Source organism: Methanobrevibacter sp. YE315 (assembly GCF_001548675.1).
Lineage (GTDB): Archaea > Methanobacteriota > Methanobacteria > Methanobacteriales > Methanobacteriaceae > Methanocatella.
The window spans coordinates 2,017,110-2,037,625 of record NZ_CP010834.1; the positions used below are offsets into that span (position 1 = coordinate 2,017,110).

Consider the following 20,516-nt stretch of genomic DNA (forward strand, 5'->3'; position numbering starts at 1 on the left):
AACTAATTATAGCTTAAAGCTTTTCATAAACTATATATACACTAACTTTTTTTGAAGGGATTATATGACTTCAGATATTTTAGAAGATATTAAAAAAGAGATTTTGCAAAAGCTACCTAATGAAATTCAGGTTTCCAAAGTGGAATTTGAAGGTCCTGAAGTGGTAGTTTATACTAAAAATCCGGAAATTATAACTGAAAATGGTGATCTTATCAGGTCACTTGCTAAAGAACTTAGAAAAAGAATTATCATTAGATCTGATAAAAGCGCCTTGCTTGAACCTGAACAGACAATTGAAAAAATTCATGAAATAGTTCCTGAAGGTGCTGAAATTACAGACATTTATTTTGATACAGTTACCTGCGAAGTTGTAATTACTGCTAAAAAACCAGGTCTTGTAATTGGAAAATATGGTGTTACCTCAAGAAATATTGTTAAAAATACCGGATGGGCACCTAAGATTTTAAGAACACCTCCAATTAGTTCAGACATTATCGGTAAAATTAGAACCATACAGAAAAACAGCAGTAAAGACAGGAAAAAATTATTGCAACGTCTTGGACGCCAAATTCACCAAGGAAGTAAATACCCAAATGATTGGGCAAGAGTTACTTCAATGGGAGGATTCAAAGAAGTTGGACGTTCATCAATGCTTTTACAAACACCAAACAGTCGTGTACTATTAGATTGTGGTGTTAATGTTGCTGCATCAGACAATAAAAACGCATTTCCTTTTTTAAATGCTCCTGAATTTTCAATTGAAGAATTGGATGCAGTCATCATATCTCACGCTCACTTAGATCATTGCGGATTTGTACCTTACCTTTACCATTATGGATATGATGGGCCGGTTTACTGTACAACCCCAACCAGAGACTTAACAACATTATTACAATTTGATCACTTGGATATCGCTCACAGAGAGGGCAATCCTTTACCATTCACTTCAAAACATGTTAAACAACAAATCAAAAATACAATTACCTTGGACTATGGGGAAGTGACCGATATCTCACCAGACATCAGATTAACTTTACATAATGCAGGACATATTTTAGGTTCAGCAATCTCCCATATGCATATTGGAGACGGAGCTCACAATCTAGTATATACTGGAGATTTCAAATATGAACCTTCAAGATTATTGGAACCTGCTACAATCAGATTCCCTAGAGCTGAAACCGTTATCATGGAAAGTACTTATGGTGGAAGAGAAGATGTCCAACCTTCAAGAAACAATGCTGAAAAAGAAATGATGAAAACCATCTACAAAACACTTAAACGTGGCGGAAAAATCTTAGTGCCAGTATTTGCTGTAGGAAGGGCACAAGAGCTTATGGTTGTTCTAGAAGAATACATGAGACATGGTTTGATTGAAGAAGTGCCAATTTACATTGATGGAATGATTTGGGAAGCTACTGCAATCCATACCGCAAGACCAGAGTACTTAAGTAAAGATTTACGAGACCAAATTTTCCACATGGGCAGAAATCCATTCGTTTCAGACATGTTCAAAAAAGTTCAAAATCATGACCAAAGAAAAGAGATTGTTGAAAGCAGGCAACCTGCAATCATACTATCCACATCAGGTATGCTGACTGGAGGAAACTCAGTAGAATACTTCAAATGGTTATGTGAAGATGGAAGAAACACTTTAATCTTCGTAGGATATCAATCTGAAGGTTCAATGGGTAGAAGAGTCCAAAAAGGATGGAAAGAAATACCTCTTGAAGATGACGATGGTAGAACAAGAGAATTCCATGTTAAAATGGAAATTAAAACAATCAATGGATTTAGTGGACATTCAAATAGAAGACAATTGATGGAATATGTAAAAAGACTTAATCCTAGACCTGAAAAAGTTATTACCTGTCACGGTGACCCTTATAAAACTGTTGACTTGGCATCTTCCATTCATAGAAGTTATAAAATTGAAACTAAAACCCCAATTAATTTAGATTGTGTGAGAATACATTAATAATTAAATACTAATTAAAACAAAGATATAATATGGAAAATGTTGTAAAATACTTACAACATCATATTTATTTTTAAAACAATAGGTGTAAAACATGGTTACATATTCAGAATCCGGTGTTGATATAGATTTAGAAGCTGTCACTGTTTCAAAATTAGCTGATAAATTAAAATCAACATTAGCATGCAGAGATATCATTACTGACAGTGGTCATTATGCTGCTTTAGTAAAATTAGGTGATAAAGCTATTGCAATGAGTACTGACGGTGTTGGAAGTAAAATTTTAATTGCTGAAATGATGAACAAATACGATACAGTTGGTATTGACTGTATTGCTATGGTTGTCAACGACATTTTATGTGTTGGAGCAGAACCAATTGCATTAGTAGATTACCTTGCGGTTGAAAAACCTGATCCTGAAAGGGCTGCTGAAATTGCTGAAGGTCTTGTTAAAGGAGCAATTGAATCAAAAATTGCAATTATCGGTGGAGAAACTGCTTCACTTCCAGGAATTATCAAAGACTTTGATTTAGCAGGAACTGGTATTGGATTTGTAGATATCGATAAAATCATTACCGGTGAAAATATCCAACCTGGAAATGTCTTGATTGGTATCGAAAGTAATGGTATTCACTCTAATGGATATAGTTTAGCTAGAAAAGCATTATTTGATGATGCTGGCTATACTGTTGATGATAAAATGCCTAATGGAGAAACAACCCTCGGTGAAGAATTGATTAGGCCAACTGAACTTTACGTTAAACCTATTGTAGCATTATTTGAAAAAGAATATGATATTAATGGACTTGCCCATATTACTGGAGGGGGATTCACCAACCTTAGACGTTTGAAAAAAGGAGTTGGATATGATATTAACGACCTTCCAGAAGTTCCGGAAATATTTAAACTTATCTACGAACAAAATGTTGACATCAAAGAAATGTACAGAGTTTTCAATATGGGTGTCGGTTTTGTCGTAATCTGTGATGAAAAAGAAGCTGAAAAAATTATGGCTACTTTGAAAGAATACTGTAATTGCCAAATCATTGGTAAAGTAACTGATGATGAAAAAATTACTGTAAAAGCTTTTGAAGGGTCTGAAATTGAATACTGATTTAACTGATAAATAGAAGGGGGAAAAATTAATGAAAATAATGAAAGATAAAGAAATAGCTCTTGTAAAGGAAATATTAAAGAAACTGGGAGCTAGTGAAGAAGATCAAGAATTAGTAGCGGAAGCCACTATTGATGCAGATCTAAAAGGATTTACATCTCATGGGCTTGGTAGATTCCCACAATATTTAATTAGCATTAAATCAGGAACAATCAACTTAAAAGATAACATTACTATTGAAAAGGAAACACCTGCAATAGCATTAATTAATGGTAACAGCGGATTTGGACAAGCAGTATCCTATAAAGCAATGCAAATTGCCATTAAAAAAGCTAAAGAAGTAGGTATTGCATGTGTAGGTGTTCACAATACCAATCACTTCGGAGTTACTGGATTTTACTCCGATTTGGCATTAAGAGAAAATTGTATCGGATTAGTCCTTGCAAATACCGATCCTGCAATTGCACCATTAGGTGGTAAAGAACCATTAATTGGAACAAACCCTCTTGCATTAGGTATCCCATCTGATTCATACATTACCGTGGACATGGCAACTTCAGTTACTGCACGTGGAAAAATCATTGAATCAAAAAGAAAAGGTTTAGACTTGCCGGACGGATGGGCTTTAGATAAAGATGGAAACCCAACCAATGACCCTGAAGCTGCACTCGAAGGATCAATCTTGCCATTTGGTGGATTTAAAGGATATGCATTATCATTATTAATTGAAATCTTAACCGGACCATTAGTAAAAGCCGGATACGGTCATGGCGTAACTGGTACAGCATCTCCAGATAAAGACTGTACAAAAGGAGATTTATATGTTGTAATTGACCCTTCCAAATTTGGTGACTTTGATGAATTCAAAGCAGACACTGAAGACTTTATTTCACAAGTCAGAGCTACCGGTGAAACTGTTGCAATACCAGGTGATTTAGAAGTTAAAAGAATTGCTGAAGCTGAAGCTAATGGTGTTGCAATTGATGAAAAATTATACGAACAATTAAAAGGAATCTGTGACGATTTGGATGTCGACCTTGATTCTTACTTAGAAGAATAATTTTATTCTTCACCTATTCTTTTTTTTGATATTTGGCATAAAAACCATCAGTATCGGCATATATTGTGTAAAATCCGTATTCTTCTGCCATTTTAATAGATGATTTAATATACTGCCTTCCCCAGGAAGTAATTGCCTTTGCACATTCAAATGAATACCATCTAAATCTAGGAAAGCCATAAATCCCATACATTGTATTGGCCAGTCTTTTTATAGCTTGTTGTTGAACATCGAGCGCTTTTTTCTCAGTTTCATCGTCTGATGCTTTCATTTCACGTTTGATTCTGAAACGTTCCTGTAAAATTTTATCAATGACTGAAGGAATGAAACCTTGAGGCTCTTTTTTAAATTTGATTCCATGTTCTGGAGAAATATTATAATCTTCCTCGTTTTCAATATCACCCAAAACCATGACATCAGGAGATATATTTTTTGAAATGATAATGCTTGGATATAGGCTTCTAAAGTCGAATTGGACTAAATTTTCATGCAGTCCCTTTTCAGGTTCCCTAACATAACCGCCTTCATTATCTTCAGCTGCCGCCCTATTTGCAAAATTAGCTCCCTGTTTATTTGGAACAACTTCATCATCAAAATAAGCTTGTTTTACTAAAAACCATTCGGCCTGCTGGCCTGTTGCCATACGGGAAACATCAAACAAGGGTTGGCCTATTATACGGGTAAGTTCTAAATTAAGAGGCAATGTTTGCTCTGCAATTTTTAATGTTGAAATAACATCATCAAGAGAATAATCAAACAAATTGTCTAATTCTTCACCGCCATTGTCCCAGAATTCCCAAATCCTATCTCCGGGAACATCTATTTTTTCTTCGCCGAACAATTCATAATAAACCCTTTCCAGAGTATACCTTTCAAGAGTCATGTACCTTCTCATGACCAAGTACACATCAACGTGAATTAATCCTTTAAATGATGCTGCATTTGCATATCCTCTTCTAATGAATCTAACGTCAGAGCCGTCCATTCCAATATCCAAATCAACACCCAATATTTTGGCCCTGTCTTTAAGATATGGGAAATCAAAATTATCTGAATTGTATCCTACAATGATATCAACATTATTCTCCTTGATTATGTTTACAAATTCCTCAATCATTTCCCTTTCTGAGCTCAATTGATTTACAAAATCATCCCTATCGGCCGAATTTGTTTTGGTGGAAATTACCTGATTAACACCGAAATTACTTGCAACACCAATCATGATGATTTCATCTTCTTCGGAGTTAGGCATCCCATGAGGATTTCTAACTTCCAAATCAAAGCTCAAAATGCGGAAATCCTGAGGATATTCCTTAACGCGTTTTAAATCTTCAGTTAATTTAATTATTTCCACATCATGTTTTTCACAATCTAAATCCAAAAATGAATCAATCTTTTCACCGACTGCCGTTACTTCGGTCATTGGTATTACATCACGGTCCATCAGGTATCTTCTATAAAACGGAATGTCAAATTCCCTTATCTGAAGCACATTATCAAGATCCCTTAGGGCATCCCTATTTTTTGCAAGCTCCTGAGGATGTTTAAAAGTAACCTTCAAAAATTCGTTTTCGATTTGGAAATCCTTTTTGATGACTTTTTCAATACGAGTAACATCTAGATTATCCTGAATTTCATTTATACAATTATCCAAATCATCAGAGACAACATAAAGATAAGGTTCGAATGTGTCATCGATTAGAACAACATTCTTATCACCATCTTTTGAAAATAACCTTATTACAGGCTTATCCTCATAGGTAACATAATCAATGTCTAGAATAACAACATTTCTCTTCATTTATTTATCCCCAATCAAGTATTCTTTTCTGTAACTGTCCAAAACAGCGTAAGTTACTCCTAAAATTAAAGGTCCGACAATGAAACCTACAATTCCATATACTAGAGGACCTGACAAGAATCCTATAAGCAGGATTAAAGGATGTATTTCTGCATAATGGCTGGATAATGCCGGTCTAATGTACATGTCTATAGTGCTTAAGAAGAATCCGAATAGCAATACTATTATTGCACGAGGATAATTGCCGGATACCACATCTATGAAGAATAATGCCCAATATATTGGCCAAGGCCCGAATATTGGAATCAACTGTAAGATTCCTGTAATTATCCCTAAAAATATACCATACGGATATCCTAAAATAGAGTAACCTATACATCCAAAAATTCCAATAATTACGGATGTTAAAAAATGCCCGTAAAATATGCTTCTTAAAACATCCTTTACTTCTTCCATAGTGCCATCAAAGAAATCTTTTGAATCATCAGGAACAAAATCCCTAATAAAGTCCAAGCATTTGTCTCCGTCACGGACAAAGTAAAATATTGAACAGATTAGAATAAATAAGTCTAATGTAATATTGAGAAATTTACTAAAGAACTTGGCTGAATAATTCAATAAATAGGATAAACCATGTTCAAACGCTGAATGAATATATGAATCAAAAGAACCTGAATTGGATCCTATAGGCAAATAATTAATTAATCTTGTGGTAGCATCTTGAAGATCTACATAAGAATTACTTGCCAGAAATGATGCGGTAAAGGATGAAACTTCAAAAGTGATGTATCCCACCAGCAGAATTAATGGAATTAAAACAAGGACCATCGCAAGTAAAATGGAAACTGAAGAGTATTTAAGTTTAGATTGAATTTTAAAAGCTAGAGGCCTTATTCCATAAGCCAAAATGGCACCTAAAATAATCATGTTCAAAACAGGGAAAATAAACATGAGCGAAATCAATAACAGGAATATGATTATTAATATTTGAGGAGTCAAGTATTTTTTAATGTTTATTTCCATGCAATCACCATAAAACTAAAATTTCACACCGGATGCGTCTCTTCTGTATTTTCCAAATTCAGTAATCTGATAAATCTTATCATTTTCAAAAACAGGCCCTTCAACGCAGATTCTCCAACCTTCACTATCGACGCAACATTGTCCGCATACGCCTAAAGCGCATTTCATGTATCTTTCAAGAGAATACTGTGCGGGAATATTTGCATCTTCTAGAATGTCGAAAATTCCTTTCATCATTATTTCAGGACCGCAAACAAATGCATAATCATAAGTCGAATCTTCAAGCAAACCTTTAGTGCAGTCAGTTGCAAATCCCTTAAATCCGAAACTTCCATCATCGGTACAATAATGTATGTTTGCACCCAATTTATCCAAGGAATCGGCATACAGCAATTCATCTTTAGTAACTGCAGCGGCTACAACATCAACATTATTTCCTTTTTTAATTAAATCGCTGACTATAGAATGAATAGGAGCCATTCCGACACCCCCGCCAATAGCCAGGATATTTTTACCCTCAAAGGAATTGTTAAAGCCATTACCATAACTGCCCCTAACGCCTATCTTATCGCCAGTTTTCAAGTCATGCAATTGTGAAGTAAATTCACCGATATTTTTTACTGTAATGGCTAATTCATTATCATTAATTTGAGCTATGGACATTGGTTTTTCATTTTTAAAGTTCCAAATCATCACAAACTCTCCAGGATTTGGCTTGCCCAATGTTTCCATGTCCCAGTCAAATTTGAAAGTTTTAATTGTAGGAGTTTCATCAATAATTTCCTTAATTTCAACAATTTTCGGTTCGTTAATCATGTTTACAACTCCCTATGTGCAAGCCCAACCATCTCATCAATGGATGAAAATCCTTTTTCAGCCATGAATTTTTCCAAACCTTCATTGATTTTGGCAAAAACTTCAACACCCTCATCCATGATGGCAGTTCCTATTTGAACAGCCCTTGCACCTGCATAAATAAATTCCACAACATCTTCCCAGCTGTAAATTCCACCAACTCCAATCAATGGAATATCAACTGCTTCATAAACTGAATAAACATTACTGATAGCTATCGGCTTTATTGCACGGCCGCTCATTCCGCCAAATTTATTTGATAAGACAGGACGGGCAACATCAATATTGATTTTCATTCCAGGCCCCAAAGTGTTGATTAATGATAAGGCATCTGCACCTGCATCCTCACAGGTTTTTGCAATTTCAGTGATGTCAGTCACATTAGGGGTTAATTTTGCAATAACTGGGACTTCAGCAACATCACAGGAAGCTGAAACAATGGTATTGCTTAAATCACAACTTTGTCCGATTGAGGCACCGTAACCATCCATTGCATGAGGACATGATATATTCAATTCAATCATGTCAACGAATTCCTGAACTTCACCAACCAATTGGGAAAATTCATCAGGAGTAGCGCCATATATTGAAGCTATTACCACATTATTTTCATGGTCAATTTTTTTCAATTCTTCTTTAAAGTTATCTACACCCGGATTTGAAAGGCCGATTGCATTTATTATGCCCCCTTCAACAGCCACAGTTGTAGGATTAACATAACCTGGGTGAGGCTTTAGTGAAAATGATTTGGAAACTACCCCACCGGCACCTGACTTTAAAATCCAATTCATTGATGAAGCATTGCTTCCCATAATTCCTGCCGCCAACATCAATGGATTTCTGAATTCGACTCCACAAACATTTGTTTTCAACATGATATCAACTTTGTAATTAATTATTTAATTAGTTTTTGTTAATTTTTCGATAATCTCTTGGTATTTTTCATTTTGTAATTTTAAGCTAATTATATTGGTTTTATTGGATTTAACGATTTCATCATTTGATTTCATTAGGTTTGCAATTTGCTCTTCCTGTTTTTCAATTATTAAATCTTTCTGTTTGAGCAAATCTTCATATGTTTTAGAAATTCTTTTAAGCTGAGCATCCAAGTTTTCTGTGTTTGCATTTAACTGATTTTTATAGTCATCAATCAGGGACCTCAAATATTTGACCTGATCCTGCTTGTCTTCAATGATTGATTCCTTTTCTTTAATTTTTTGGGACAAATCATCAAGCTCTTTTATTCTTGCCTTATCATAATCTATTTTTGTGTCCAGTTTATCTTCTAAATTTTTGTTTTGATACTTCAATCTAGTAGAATACAATTTCAACTTGTTGATTTCTTCCTTTTTATTTTCCAATTCCATGTTCAACTCATCAATTTCGGCATTTTTGAGTTCAAGCTCATATTCCAAATCCTTCAAACTTTGCTGTGACATAATTACAAATCCAAAAAAATAGTATAATCCTATAAAGATTATAATTTTTAAATAAATTAAATCTTTTTATAGGCATGAAAATACTTATTAAAAATAAAAAAAATATTTAACTTTATGGAATGTTATATAACTTACTGTATTAAAGGATATTTGGCTTTTAATAGTGAAAATGAATTAATTGCTGAAAAGTTATTTCCTGATGATGAAATAATTAATAGATTATCCGAAATTGACAATAAACAGATAGTCAAGGAAGAATTGGAAATTATTGAAGAAGTTTCAAAAGATTTCGATGAAATAATTATCGAATCAAACAAGCGTTTGTCTGACTATGATAATGATAAGATAATAATTAAAAATCCGAATAAGGCTGGAGAGTATTTAAGAAACAATTATGCCAAGTTTGATTTGAATCAAGAAGACATTACCAGAATTTATCAAAATTTGGCAATATACAGAATCAAAAAAGAATCAGCATCAGAAGATAAACACCTAATTCAGGCCATAAATTCTATTGATGAAATTGATGAAAGTATTTCAAAATTGATTGAGAGAATCAGGGAATGGTACGCGTTATATTTCCCTGAAATGGAAATCATAAAAAATAATGAGACATATATCAAACTGGTTTCTCAAAACAAAACAAAGGAAAAAATAATCGAAGCCAAACCTGACGCTTTCCCATCCGAAATTATTGATATTGATGAGGACATCAATCCTGTTGATTTGGAAATAATGAACAATTATGCCAATTCGATTTATGAACTTCAGAAATCCAGAAAAAATCTTGAAAACTATATTGATAAAAAAATGGAGTCAATAGCTCCGAATTTAAGGCTTCTTATCGGCCCGACATTAGGTGCCAAGTTAATTTCACATGCAGGAGGGCTTAAAAGACTTGCAATGTATCCTTCAAGTACAATACAAATAATGGGTGCTGAAAAAGCATTGTTTAGACATTTGAAAAGCGGAGACAGACCTCCAAAATATGGATTGATCTACCAACACCCCCAAGTAAGAGGCGCTAAATGGTGGAATCGTGGAAAAATCGCAAGGATGCTTGCCGGAAGAATATCCCTTGCCGTTAGAAGAGATGTTTTTACTAAAACATTTGATGAAAATGTTGCAGATGAATTTAAATTAAAAGTAGAAGAAATTGAGAAAAATAATCCGTTTCCAACAAAGACAACTAAAAAAAGGAAAGAAGAACTGGGCAAATCCAAAAAACGTAAGAAAAAAGGTAAAAAAAGTAAAAAAAGGAGATAGAGCATGAATGTTTATTTTAAGGATGGAAACATAGCTACTAAAAATTTAAACCCTGGAACATCAGTGTACGGTGAAGAATTAATTCAAGAGGATTGTGAATATAGAATATGGAATCCTAGACGTTCAAAATTATCTGCAGCTCTTTTAAATGGATTAGAAAATTTAGAGCTTGACGAGACTTCAAAAGTGCTATACCTTGGTGCATCAACCGGAACAACAGTTTCACACATTTCAGATATTGTAATCAATGGAAGAATATATGCGGTTGAATTTTCACCAACAACAGCAAAAAAATTAGTTCAACTTTCCCATCAAAGACTTAATATTGCTCCGATTTTAGGTGATGCAACCAAACCTAAAGGATATTTGAATATAGTCGAAAAAGTGGACCTAGTGTACTGTGATGTAGCCCAACCAACACAGACCGAATTGTTTATGAAAAATATGAACCTGTTTTTAAAAGATGGCGGTGTTGGAATTTTAATGATAAAAGCTAGAAGTATTGACGTGGTACAAAAGCCTAAAAAGATATTCAAGGAACAAGAGAAGAAATTGATTGAAAAAGGTTTTAAAATTATTGAAAAAGTAAAACTGGAACCTTACGAAAAAGACCATATTGCATTGTTAGTAGAAAAAAATTTTTAAAAAAAAACAACAAATTTCAATCAAATAAACGGGAAAAAAATACCTCTGAAAACTATAAAAAATTACTACAAAAACGCCAAAAAAGTATTACTTAGATACCTTTTTATACTAGAAAATAAAATATAAAATATGCTAATGCAAATAAAATAAAAGTTCATTTAAGCGTCCTTTAGGTAGATTCACTCTATTAATCACTCCATTTAACTGAAACCTAAAGGCATGAACTTATTTTATTGAAATACTTATTTTTAGACGATTTTTTTTCAAAGACGATTTTACATAATTTATTCAAAAAAGTATTACTTTAATGAGCTTATATTTTCCTATAAATTTACTTATCAAATCAAAAATTCAAAAGGTTTGACTGACAAGACCAAAATTAATTTTCAATAAAATATAAATTTATAACTAAGAAATTGAATTAAAGTTAAAATCTATTAGTGAAATTAACATCATAGAAGTTAATTTAGTTTTGCCTAAATTTTTTGCATGATTTAGAATTGACTAAGAAAATAACATATCGAATAATAGAATAAACAGTCAAGGAAATAAAAAGTTGTTAGTAACCTCACTCAAATTATGAATTGATATTCCATAATTATAACAAGCACTTCTTAAAAAATAGATAAAATACAAGCTAATGTACATGCATTTCCATTTTTTTAGAAATTACATCAAAAATTGTTTTTGCAATTTCTCTTTTGGAAGCAAGAGGCACAGCCAAAACATCATCATCAACAATCAGGACCTCATTGTTATCTGATCCGAAATTACATTCGCTTTTAGAAATATCATTAGCAATTACCAAATCAGTCCCTGCAGATTCAATCTGCTTTCTTGCACAACAGATAATTTCATCTTTTGAAATATTAAACTCCGCCTTAAACCCTACAAGAAATATGTCAGGATTGATTTTTTTAACCTGACGAATGATTTTAGTAGTTGGTTTCAGGTTTAAAAATAGGGAACTGTCTGAATTGATCTTTTTATCGTCCTTTTTCTTAAATTCAAAGTCAGAAACTGCAGCGGTAGAAATGAAAATATCAAAATCAGGAACCAATCTTAAAACAACCTCATTCATTTCACTACTAGTTTCCACATGTATTACATCAAAAACTGAAGGAATTTCAACACTGACATTTGCAACAACCAATGTTAAATCAGCACCACGGATATATGCTTCTTTTGCAAGTGCCAAACCCATTTTTCCAGAGGATTTATTGGTAATTCCCCTGACAGAATCAATAGGTTCATATGTCCCTCCAAGACTTATTAAAACTTTTTTGCCTTTAATAAAATCAATCCTTCTTATTTAAGTTAATTGTTCTTAAAGATTCCAAAACAATGTCTTCTTTTGATGGGAATTTGGCTTTTCCCTCATCCATTCTTGGTTTAATGAATATTGCAGAATCCTCTTTTTTGATTTTTTCAATGTTTTCCTTAATTGCCTTATACATTGAATCATGCATAGACGGAACAAAAATAATCGGAGTGTCATGGCCATATGCAGTAATCAAAAGAGTGGAAATTGCATCATCAGCAATCTTATGTGCAAATTTAGAAATCGTATTAGCGGTAGCCGGAGCAACCAAAATTAAATCCTCTTGAGAATATTTGACGTGCTCGATTTTACCGGTCAATTTGGTTACAACTTCCTTGCCTGTTGCAAATTCCATAGCGTTAGGGTGAATTATTTCACAAGCGGCTTCACTCATAAAACACTTAACTTCAACATCATTACGCCTAAGTTCACGAGCTAATTTAATAGATTCGGTAGCTGCAATACTGCCTGTAACACATAAAATAATCATTTAAATCCCTCATAATAAAAAAAAGAAAAATTAAGTAATTTGAATATCATTTAACATGTAATCAAATATGTATAAACTTTCTTCGAATTCATTTATAGGTGCGCTGTATAACATTACATAAGCTTGCCCACCTTTTTCGAACCAAACAGCTTTATGTTCTTTTTCAACACCATCATGGTTAGAAGTATAGATATACTCAACAGCAGCGATATTTCCAACCATAACTCCACCAGAAGAAACCAGCTTATATGAAGAATCATATTTCATATCCTCATAAGTGCTGTTAACAAATGAATAGAATTCACCTTCAACAGGTTTCTTTTCAATGTTAATATTAACCTGACCAACACCGGCAGAATCAATTGAATCCAATTTGGAAATCGCCATGATTGAATGTTCGGAATCTGATTCGGAATATCCCCAGCTAGAAGGATAATGAATAACTAAACCTCCTTTTGATAAAGTTAACATGGAAATATCTGAATTATCTTCATTTTCTGCACTTACACATGAAGCTGCGGAAATAATGAATAATGAAATAAGGATGATTAAAATACTCTTTTTAACATTATTTTTCATAAAATCACCTAGTTATCCTCCAATTTAAGGATTTTGATTATCTCCACCACCTTGCTGGTCACCGCCACCTTGCTGGTCACCGCCACTATCCGGATTAACCGGATCAACTGAAGAATCTGGGACATAATCCTGTTGAGAAGTATCAGTAGTATTCTCGACTACATATTCATAAGTATCAACACTAGTAGTATTGGCAGTAATGTTATGTATAATATCAGGGAATGCGGTATCTTTAACGATAGCTACAGAATTGGTTTCGGAGATTGAATCGAAATCAAAACTAAAAACACCATAACCTACACCGACGGTGAAACCTAAAACTAAGACTAATAAAAGCAATAATTTAAAGGTACCACTATCCATAGGTGCTTTTTTCTTTTTATTATATTTAGCATCGTCTTTTTTAGGATTAATAATATATTTTTGAACTAAATCTTGTTTTTCATCCTTTCTATTTCTGGTAGGTTTTTTACTTCTTCTTTCAAGAGTACTGGCAGCTTGAGGTTTGCCTTGCATTGATCTTATTCTTTTAGTAGCGTCTTTTGCATCAATGGCATTGAGTTTATCTTCGTATTTAGAACGGAAGTAACTGTACTTTTCTGCAGATATTTTACCTGCTTTGTAATCTGCTTCCAAACTACTCATGATTGCAAGAAGTTTATCTCTATCACTTGACATTCCTACCCTCCCGGATATTATTATAATATTACTATATTTAAACAATAATTTATAGTTTACCTAAATTCAGGGTAAGAGCCTAAAACTTTTAAAAAATAAGTATTACTTTTTATTTCTTCGATGATGTTTTTTATGACTTCATCATCCCTATGGCCATTGAAATCTACGAAGAATAAATATTTGCCCAATCCCTTTTTGGAAGGTCTGGATTCAATTTTAGTCAGGTTAATGTTTTCTTTTTGAAATATGCCCAAGATTTTATATAACCCTCCGGGTCTATCTTCATAAATTGAAAAGATTATGGAAGTTTTGTCACAGCCTGTAGGTTCATGGTCATCTTTTGAAAGCACCACGAATCTGGTTTCATTATTGTCGTTATCCTGGATATTGCTTACAAGAATTTCCAGATTATATAACTCTGCAGCTTTTGAATTTCCTATAGCCGCCTTATTCCTATATCCAACAATATTTTTAGCGGCATTTGCCGTACTTATTGCATAATGGGGCTGAATCTTATTTTTACTAATGAATTCCTGACATTGAGCAATAGCTTGAGCATGAGAATAAACATCTTCAATATCTTCCATGCGAGTTCCGGGATTTACAATAAGATTCTGATTAATTGAAATAATGATTTCTTTATATATTTTTAAATCGTATTTATGAGCTAGAGAATCTAAGGTAACCCCTACTGGGCCTTCAATTGAGTTTTCTATTGGAACGATTCCGTAAGTTGATTCTCCATTAGCAACGCTTTCCATTACTGCAGGAATCGTACAATAAGGAATCAGGTCATCTCCAAGCATATTAGCTACTTCGTGGGTGAAAGTTCCTTTAGGTCCTAAAAATGAAATTAATGATATGTTAATACCCCCGAAAAGTAAAAAAAATAAAAAAAAGAATATTAAGATTCTAATTTTTCAATTAGTCTTAATATATCAGTTTGTGTTATAATGCCTATGACATCACCATCTTCAACAACAGGCAATCCGTTGTATCCTGTATCCATCATGATTTTAGAAACTTCAGATATTGACATATCTTTTGAAACAAAACATGGATTGGTTGACATGATTTCTTCAACAAAAACCTCTTTGATTTGAGATTTTTGGTGTTTTTCCGGGACATTTTTTCTAAAATCAATGAATGCTCTCATCAAATCTTTAGAAGTGATCATTCCTACAAGTTTTCCATCGTCAACAACAGGTAATCTTCCAATATTGGCTTCAATCATTTGTCTTCTTGCATGAACGAGCCTGTCATTGGAAGAAACGGCAACCAACTCTTTTGACATTATCTCTTTTACAGCAATCTTATCAAATGCAATTCCAACAGCAAGTGTTACAAAATCTGCTTTTGATACAATTCCAACCATTTTATCTTCACACATAACTGGAACGGAACCAATACCATTTTCAAGCATGATACTTGCAACTTCACCTAATTGCATTGTTTCAGGAACTGTAATTACATCTTTAACCATTACAGATGAAATATGAAGTCTTGATGCAGGCATACTTTCATATTTTGAAGAACCTAGCTTGTTTGCAATATCCCTTTCGGAAATAATGCCGACTAGCTCTTTATGATTAGTTACAGGTAAACGAGAAACATTGTGTTTACGGAACAATTTTAAAGCATCAGAAAGATTTTGATCTTTGTCTACAGTGATAACCTCTTCAGACATCAAATTCTTAATTTGCATATTATCATCTCCTATTTTCTATTTATGCTCTTTTAACAGCGTTTAAAATATCTCTTTCAGTAATAATACCCATTACTTTATCATCTTTAACAATTGGAACTCCACCAATATTTTTTTCAGCAAACAGTTCGCACAATTCACCGATTGTCATTGTTGGTTCAACTGTAATAGGTTCTTTAGCCATTATTTCAGAGATATTTGTCTGCAATACGTCAGTTGCTAAGTTTGAGTTTAAATTATCAAATAATTCTTTAGCATTTAAAAATCTTATTACATCGGTAGAAGTTAATATACCTAATAATTTTTTAGCAGCTTTAGAAATATCTGCTTCCCCACCGACAATAGGAATTCTTCTTAAACCATTCCTAACCATGATTTTACATGCGCTTTCAAGAGGAGTACCTGGGGTTGTTGTAAATACTTTAGGGCTCATATAATCTTGTACTGTTTCTTTACCAGCCATTCCTGCTAAAGATAAAGCAATATCCCTTTCTGTTACAATACCTACAAGTTTGTCATCAGCATCAACAAGAGGAATAGCTCCTAATTGGTTGTCTAACATGGTTTGAATAGTTTCACCAATGGAAGCTTTATTAGATAAAGTAATCAAATCACGGGTCATAATTTCTTTAACCGGTTCATTAATTGCAGCTAAGAAGTTGTCCTCATATTTTTTTTCAATAATGTTGAATTTTTTTCCTCCACCAAAGAAATCTAATATATCCATTACGGTTACAATACCTAACAATTTGCCAGAACCAGGATCAGAGATTGGTAATCTCCTAAATTCATGTTCCATCATTACTTTAGCAGTGTCTTTGATAGATTTAGTAGGTGGAATTGAAATAACATCTTTGGTTGCAATAGCCATTATGTCTCCTTCTCTATCGTGAACTTTTGTTTCATGTTCAACTGCGCCTGTATTTGATTTTCTATTAATGGATGTTTTATCTTTCATTTATACACCTCAATTCACAATCACACATCATAAAAATAAAACCAAAATATTAAAAACAAAAAAATTCACTCAATATCCAATATCTTATGGATTTGAGGAATGGTGGAAACTTCAAAATATTGCCCAACAACTTCGGAAAATTCAAATAATTTAAAATTAATGTCTTTCCATTCTCCTAACGGACTAGAAGGTTGGATAATTATTTTAAGGTTGCTTTTGCTTGAAATATTTTCAGATAATTTTTCAACTACCCCTTTAAATGACTTTATTTTTGTTGATGGCAATATAACTACTTTACAATATACATTTATGGATTTCTCTATTAATAAATTTAGTGATTTAATCTCATTTAGAAAAATTTGTTCATCAAAATCACCGTCAAAATGTTCGGGTAATTTGATATCGAGTGAAACAATGTCTAACTTTTTAATTAAATCAATATTATCCGGCAAAGTCCCATTTGTCTCAAGCATGATATCCATATCCACAAGGGTTGAAACCTCTGAAATGAATTCGGGATACAAGCTAGGTTCACCGCCAGTAAAAGAAACAGTATTGCAATCGGCAGTCCTGATTTCCTTGATTTTAGCAGCAACCTCTTCAGGAGTCATCAATTCGCCTGATTTTTCAGATTTGCTATCTCCAGTATCGCAATAATTGCAATTAAGATTGCAACCTGCAAATCTAACGAATATCTGCCTTTGACCTATTAAAAGACCTTCGCCTTGGAAACTTGAAAATATTTCTATAATTGGAGCTTTCATTATAAATCTTTCCTATACGCCGCTCCCTGACCAATTCCTTCATTAACACAAACAGAAACATATTCCAAATTGTCATAAGTTTCGGAAAGCTTTTTAGCTAAAGTTTCAGCAAAGAATTTTGATAGCTCTTCAGCTGAAGTGTAGGGAAGTGGTAAGAATACACAATCGACACTTGGTACAGAATATCCTTTTCCATCAATTTTAAAGCGAACTGAATTCTGCTTTTGCAAATCAAATATTGAATCTGTCTTTTTATCAAAATCTTTAAAATCGATTAGTTTATTGTATACTGGAATCAATAATCTGTGGTCAAGTTCATCACAAATTGCTTTAGTATATCCTTTAACATCTTTAAAATCAACTACAAATTCAAATTCGCCTGCCCTTACACCTTCAATTTCAACATCCACAAAGTAGGAATGTCCATGAATAAATCCACAAGATTCATGGCCCGGAATTACATGAGCAGATGAAAATCTTAAATTTGATTGGATACCATTAACTAAAATTTTCATAATAACACCTTAGTTTTACTAATATCTTTTTCAATTGTTTCTATCTCATCAATGAACCTATCAACTGTCTTATTAATTAAATCAACTAAATTATCTTCATTAAATATTTGATTATTGTTATTATCTTTAATATCATACAAACCAATTGTATCAACATCATCAGGAGTTCCTTTATCCTCCAGATTAAGGGCGAAATGTATTTTTGCAGAGCTTAATGAGACGCTGGCTATTGAGATTGATAGCTTTCTTTCATCTACAAAAATATCATCACCTTCTCTTTTTGTAGCGATACCATATTCTGAAAGAATCTCTCTAAAAATCATTACAAGAAGCCTTTGTCTTAAATAAGCAACCCTCATATTTGGTGGCTGTTGGTCAAAAAACTCGCAAATGAAATTAGCCATATAATTGGATTTAATTTCCAAACCAACATCCGCAAAATCCTTCAAATTGTCGGGAGTTATATTGACTGGCCCAATCCAAGTTATAATTGAGGATCCATAAATTCCAAACTCCTGGAAAGCCCATGACGGATTGATTTGGCTACCATCATATTCAAATATTTCATCAACATGTTTGTGAGTAATAGTCATGATAAAACCTATATGTAATTTAAATCAAAATTTTGCAATATTTTTCTAGTGTTTTCGTTTCACTAAAAATTCCTTACAAATACTTATTTATATTTAGTTAAAGGTATTAAAAAAATTATCGTATGCCCTAAAGTGAAGTAATCAAATCTCAACAAAAATTTCCAATAAAAATCAAAAGATTATACTGCCCACTAATAAAATAATGTTAAACTTCCATCACCGCGAGTGATAGCCATAAATTACCAGGCCATATTTTTATATAAATATCAGGTTCAAATCAAAAACTAATTTAAGATGTAAATTAAATAAATATTCAAGGAGATAATACTATGGAACAAGTAAGAACAAGAGATTTTATTTACACAAGCGATGATTTATATTTTGCATCAACCAATTACATTCACCCTGAAAACAGAGTGATTTCATTTTTAAGATATGTGCCGGACCCTGAAGGGGACAGGGAAAAAGACGGCAAAAGATACAGGAAAGTGGGATCTGAAGAAGCTTATTCATATTTAAGAGAAAATTATCCTGATTATTTATATTTCAGTGATGTCACTAATGTTGAAATGATGGGCGTGCCATTAGATAAAGTTGTAAGAGTAATTAAACCTGAAATGAGATTATTGGGTTTGAAAAAGACTTTTGAAAGTGGTGGAGAAGTTAAAAATCCAGAATTGATTGCGAAATTGATGGATGTTGCTGACTTTTTCCATTTCATGGCAGACATTCCATATGACCATCTTGGAATTTCAGGTTCAATCTTGCCTGGCCTTCAGAAAAGCGATGTAAGCGATTTGGACTTTGTAGTATATGGCCTTGACAACCACAGAAGAGCAATAGCTGCATTTAAAGAACATCGCGGAAAAGAGGTTTACATTGAAGAAGTGGACAAGCACATTACCGTTGAAGGCATCACAAATGACTACTGGGATTTCGTATACGATAAAAGAATGTTTGATGAAAGCCTGACAAAAGAAGAATTCAGATGGTATGAAAATAGAAAAGCAAATAGGGGAACAATAAATGGAACCTTATTTGATATTTTAGCTACCAAAGACTATGATGAAATTGAAGGAACCTGGGGAGATACCGTTTATGAACCTCAAGGAATCGCTCAAATTGAAGCAGATATTGTAAGTGCACTCGGAGCATTCGACAATCCTTCATTATACACAATTGAAAACGTAAAGGTATTAGATGGCGTTGAAGCACCTTTAGTTGAAATCGTGTCTTTCACACACACTTATGCTGGTGAAGTAATTGACGGCGAGCATGTAATAGCTAAGGGAAAAGTAGAAAAAGTCATTATTAATGGCGTGGAAGACCATTACAGGCTTGTTGTTGGAACTACCCGTGAAGCAATTGACGAGTATTTAAAACTTAAGGAAAGCCCTGCTTAAAAAATATATAATTTTTAAAAAAAAAGAAGTAGTGTGATATGTTAATGAGAAAATAATTGCTTATAATCTCATTAACATCATTTGTTCAAGATAGGTTATTTTTTGTATCGGTCAACTATGGCAGAGTTTTTTCATCATGAATCTGTGAATTGAAATTTAATTAAATCGACCAATACTTATTTAAATAAACATAACTATCATTCATTTTGCCAAAAACGTTTTTTCCAAAGATTTTTCGAATTTTCATGTTTTCACCTCATATATTTTTTATAATTATGAATCGTGCTTTAAAATTTTTTTAAATTATATCAGACTTAGTTATTAATTTA

The 20,516-nt window shown here is 33.0% G+C and carries 21 protein-coding genes; 6 read left to right on the forward strand and 15 right to left on the reverse strand.

Annotation, left to right across the window (positions count from 1 at the left end; all coding sequences use genetic code 11):
* Positions 1-64: 64 nt before the first annotated feature.
* The 3 genes from TL18_RS09415 (at position 65) to comC (ending at position 4,152) form a co-directional block, all read left to right on the forward strand.
* Positions 65-1,978 carry a beta-CASP ribonuclease aCPSF1 gene (locus tag TL18_RS09415; protein WP_067044726.1) on the forward strand — a complete coding sequence of 638 codons (1,914 nt, stop codon included), beginning with the start codon at positions 65-67 and terminating at the stop codon, positions 1,976-1,978.
* Between the two features lie 94 nt (positions 1,979-2,072).
* Positions 2,073-3,092 carry a phosphoribosylformylglycinamidine cyclo-ligase gene (purM, locus tag TL18_RS09420; RefSeq protein WP_067044730.1) on the forward strand — a complete coding sequence of 340 codons (1,020 nt, stop codon included), beginning with the start codon at positions 2,073-2,075 and terminating at the stop codon, positions 3,090-3,092.
* Between the two features lie 31 nt (positions 3,093-3,123).
* Positions 3,124-4,152, forward strand: coding sequence for an L-sulfolactate dehydrogenase (comC, locus tag TL18_RS09425; RefSeq protein WP_067044733.1), 1,029 nt, complete (start codon positions 3,124-3,126; stop codon positions 4,150-4,152).
* 13 nt (positions 4,153-4,165) lie between these two features.
* Here the strand turns inward: comC and TL18_RS09430 are convergent, their stop codons facing one another.
* The 5 genes from TL18_RS09430 to TL18_RS09450 are packed head-to-tail and all read right to left on the reverse strand — an operon-like array spanning position 4,166 to position 9,270.
* Entirely contained in the window at positions 4,166-5,953 is a 1,788-nt protein-coding gene (locus tag TL18_RS09430) for a DNA-directed DNA polymerase (protein WP_067044736.1), read from the reverse strand.
* Positions 5,954-6,976 (reverse strand): AI-2E family transporter, encoded by a 1,023-nt coding sequence (locus tag TL18_RS09435; RefSeq protein ID WP_067044739.1) that lies wholly within the window; start codon positions 6,974-6,976, stop codon positions 5,954-5,956.
* A 15-nt stretch (positions 6,977-6,991) separates the two neighbouring features.
* Complete coding sequence (locus TL18_RS09440) at positions 6,992-7,792, reverse strand: dihydroorotate dehydrogenase electron transfer subunit (RefSeq protein ID WP_067044742.1); 801 nt, start codon at positions 7,790-7,792, stop codon at positions 6,992-6,994.
* Between the two features lie 2 nt (positions 7,793-7,794).
* Positions 7,795-8,706, reverse strand: coding sequence for a dihydroorotate dehydrogenase (locus TL18_RS09445; RefSeq protein ID WP_067044745.1), 912 nt, complete (start codon positions 8,704-8,706; stop codon positions 7,795-7,797).
* 24 nt (positions 8,707-8,730) lie between these two features.
* A complete protein-coding gene (locus tag TL18_RS09450; RefSeq protein WP_067044748.1) occupies positions 8,731-9,270 on the reverse strand; it encodes a glycosyl transferase in 540 nt (179 codons plus the stop codon).
* A gap of 114 nt (positions 9,271-9,384) precedes the next feature.
* Here TL18_RS09450 and TL18_RS09455 point away from each other — a divergent pair, with 114 nt between their 5' ends.
* Together TL18_RS09455 and TL18_RS09460 are read left to right on the forward strand one after the other, a co-directional pair.
* On the forward strand, positions 9,385-10,536 hold the full coding sequence (locus TL18_RS09455) for an NOP5/NOP56 family protein (RefSeq protein ID WP_067044751.1): 1,152 nt from the start codon (positions 9,385-9,387) through the stop codon (positions 10,534-10,536).
* 3 nt (positions 10,537-10,539) lie between these two features.
* Entirely contained in the window at positions 10,540-11,181 is a 642-nt protein-coding gene (locus tag TL18_RS09460) for a fibrillarin-like rRNA/tRNA 2'-O-methyltransferase (RefSeq protein ID WP_067044754.1), read from the forward strand.
* Positions 11,182-11,818: 637 nt separating this feature from the next.
* Here TL18_RS09460 and TL18_RS09465 read toward each other — a convergent pair.
* The 10 genes from TL18_RS09465 to TL18_RS09510 form a co-directional block, all read right to left on the reverse strand.
* Positions 11,819-12,454: a phosphopantothenoylcysteine decarboxylase gene (locus TL18_RS09465; protein ID WP_067044757.1), complete on the reverse strand. Its 636-nt coding sequence runs from the start codon at positions 12,452-12,454 to the stop codon at positions 11,819-11,821.
* 25 nt (positions 12,455-12,479) lie between these two features.
* Entirely contained in the window at positions 12,480-12,992 is a 513-nt protein-coding gene (locus TL18_RS09470) for a flavoprotein (protein ID WP_067044760.1), read from the reverse strand.
* Positions 12,993-13,022: 30 nt separating this feature from the next.
* Positions 13,023-13,571: a hypothetical protein gene (locus TL18_RS09475; RefSeq protein WP_082706455.1), complete on the reverse strand. Its 549-nt coding sequence runs from the start codon at positions 13,569-13,571 to the stop codon at positions 13,023-13,025.
* A 24-nt stretch (positions 13,572-13,595) separates the two neighbouring features.
* On the reverse strand, positions 13,596-14,249 hold the full coding sequence (locus TL18_RS09480; RefSeq protein WP_067044763.1) for a hypothetical protein: 654 nt from the start codon (positions 14,247-14,249) through the stop codon (positions 13,596-13,598).
* Between the two features lie 56 nt (positions 14,250-14,305).
* Entirely contained in the window at positions 14,306-15,112 is an 807-nt protein-coding gene (gene pheA / locus TL18_RS09485; protein ID WP_082706456.1) for a prephenate dehydratase, read from the reverse strand.
* Between the two features lie 41 nt (positions 15,113-15,153).
* Positions 15,154-15,954, reverse strand: a complete 801-nt coding sequence (locus TL18_RS09490) for a CBS domain-containing protein (RefSeq protein WP_067044769.1) — start codon at positions 15,952-15,954, stop codon at positions 15,154-15,156.
* 22 nt (positions 15,955-15,976) lie between these two features.
* Positions 15,977-16,912, reverse strand: a complete 936-nt coding sequence (locus tag TL18_RS09495; protein WP_067044772.1) for a CBS domain-containing protein — start codon at positions 16,910-16,912, stop codon at positions 15,977-15,979.
* Between the two features lie 65 nt (positions 16,913-16,977).
* Positions 16,978-17,676 carry a 7-carboxy-7-deazaguanine synthase QueE gene (locus TL18_RS09500; protein WP_067044775.1) on the reverse strand — a complete coding sequence of 233 codons (699 nt, stop codon included), beginning with the start codon at positions 17,674-17,676 and terminating at the stop codon, positions 16,978-16,980.
* Positions 17,676-18,191 carry a 6-pyruvoyl tetrahydropterin synthase family protein gene (locus tag TL18_RS09505; protein ID WP_067044779.1) on the reverse strand — a complete coding sequence of 172 codons (516 nt, stop codon included), beginning with the start codon at positions 18,189-18,191 and terminating at the stop codon, positions 17,676-17,678. Before TL18_RS09505 ends, TL18_RS09500 begins: the two co-directional genes overlap by 1 nt.
* Positions 18,188-18,784, reverse strand: coding sequence for a DUF366 family protein (locus TL18_RS09510; protein WP_067044784.1), 597 nt, complete (start codon positions 18,782-18,784; stop codon positions 18,188-18,190). The genes TL18_RS09505 and TL18_RS09510 overlap by 4 nt, the downstream gene beginning before the upstream one ends.
* 329 nt (positions 18,785-19,113) lie before the next feature.
* Between TL18_RS09510 and TL18_RS09515 the strand changes: the two genes are divergently transcribed.
* Positions 19,114-20,187, forward strand: coding sequence for a DNA polymerase subunit beta (locus TL18_RS09515; RefSeq protein WP_067044787.1), 1,074 nt, complete (start codon positions 19,114-19,116; stop codon positions 20,185-20,187).
* Positions 20,188-20,516: the final 329 nt, after the last annotated feature.

What these genes read in the sequence shown, in the direction of transcription:
- TL18_RS09415 (WP_067044726.1), top strand. Translation starts at nt 65, where the DNA reads ATGACTTCAGATATTTTAGAAGATATTAAAAAAGAGATTTTGCAAAAG.
- purM (WP_067044730.1), top strand. Translation starts at nt 2,073, where the DNA reads ATGGTTACATATTCAGAATCCGGTGTTGATATAGATTTAGAAGCTGTC.
- comC (WP_067044733.1), top strand. Translation starts at nt 3,124, where the DNA reads ATGAAAATAATGAAAGATAAAGAAATAGCTCTTGTAAAGGAAATATTA.
- TL18_RS09430 (WP_067044736.1), bottom strand. Translation starts at nt 5,953, where the DNA reads ATGAAGAGAAATGTTGTTATTCTAGACATTGATTATGTTACCTATGAG.
- TL18_RS09435 (WP_067044739.1), bottom strand. Translation starts at nt 6,976, where the DNA reads ATGGAAATAAACATTAAAAAATACTTGACTCCTCAAATATTAATAATC.
- TL18_RS09440 (WP_067044742.1), bottom strand. Translation starts at nt 7,792, where the DNA reads ATGATTAACGAACCGAAAATTGTTGAAATTAAGGAAATTATTGATGAA.
- TL18_RS09445 (WP_067044745.1), bottom strand. Translation starts at nt 8,706, where the DNA reads ATGTTGAAAACAAATGTTTGTGGAGTCGAATTCAGAAATCCATTGATG.
- TL18_RS09450 (WP_067044748.1), bottom strand. Translation starts at nt 9,270, where the DNA reads ATGTCACAGCAAAGTTTGAAGGATTTGGAATATGAGCTTGAACTCAAA.
- TL18_RS09455 (WP_067044751.1), top strand. Translation starts at nt 9,385, where the DNA reads ATGGAATGTTATATAACTTACTGTATTAAAGGATATTTGGCTTTTAAT.
- TL18_RS09460 (WP_067044754.1), top strand. Translation starts at nt 10,540, where the DNA reads ATGAATGTTTATTTTAAGGATGGAAACATAGCTACTAAAAATTTAAAC.
- TL18_RS09470 (WP_067044760.1), bottom strand. Translation starts at nt 12,992, where the DNA reads ATGATTATTTTATGTGTTACAGGCAGTATTGCAGCTACCGAATCTATT.
- TL18_RS09475 (WP_082706455.1), bottom strand. Translation starts at nt 13,571, where the DNA reads ATGAAAAATAATGTTAAAAAGAGTATTTTAATCATCCTTATTTCATTA.
- TL18_RS09480 (WP_067044763.1), bottom strand. Translation starts at nt 14,249, where the DNA reads ATGTCAAGTGATAGAGATAAACTTCTTGCAATCATGAGTAGTTTGGAA.
- TL18_RS09490 (WP_067044769.1), bottom strand. Translation starts at nt 15,954, where the DNA reads ATGCAAATTAAGAATTTGATGTCTGAAGAGGTTATCACTGTAGACAAA.
- TL18_RS09495 (WP_067044772.1), bottom strand. Translation starts at nt 16,912, where the DNA reads ATGAAAGATAAAACATCCATTAATAGAAAATCAAATACAGGCGCAGTT.
- TL18_RS09500 (WP_067044775.1), bottom strand. Translation starts at nt 17,676, where the DNA reads ATGAAAGCTCCAATTATAGAAATATTTTCAAGTTTCCAAGGCGAAGGT.
- TL18_RS09505 (WP_067044779.1), bottom strand. Translation starts at nt 18,191, where the DNA reads ATGAAAATTTTAGTTAATGGTATCCAATCAAATTTAAGATTTTCATCT.
- TL18_RS09510 (WP_067044784.1), bottom strand. Translation starts at nt 18,784, where the DNA reads ATGACTATTACTCACAAACATGTTGATGAAATATTTGAATATGATGGT.
- TL18_RS09515 (WP_067044787.1), top strand. Translation starts at nt 19,114, where the DNA reads ATGGAACAAGTAAGAACAAGAGATTTTATTTACACAAGCGATGATTTA.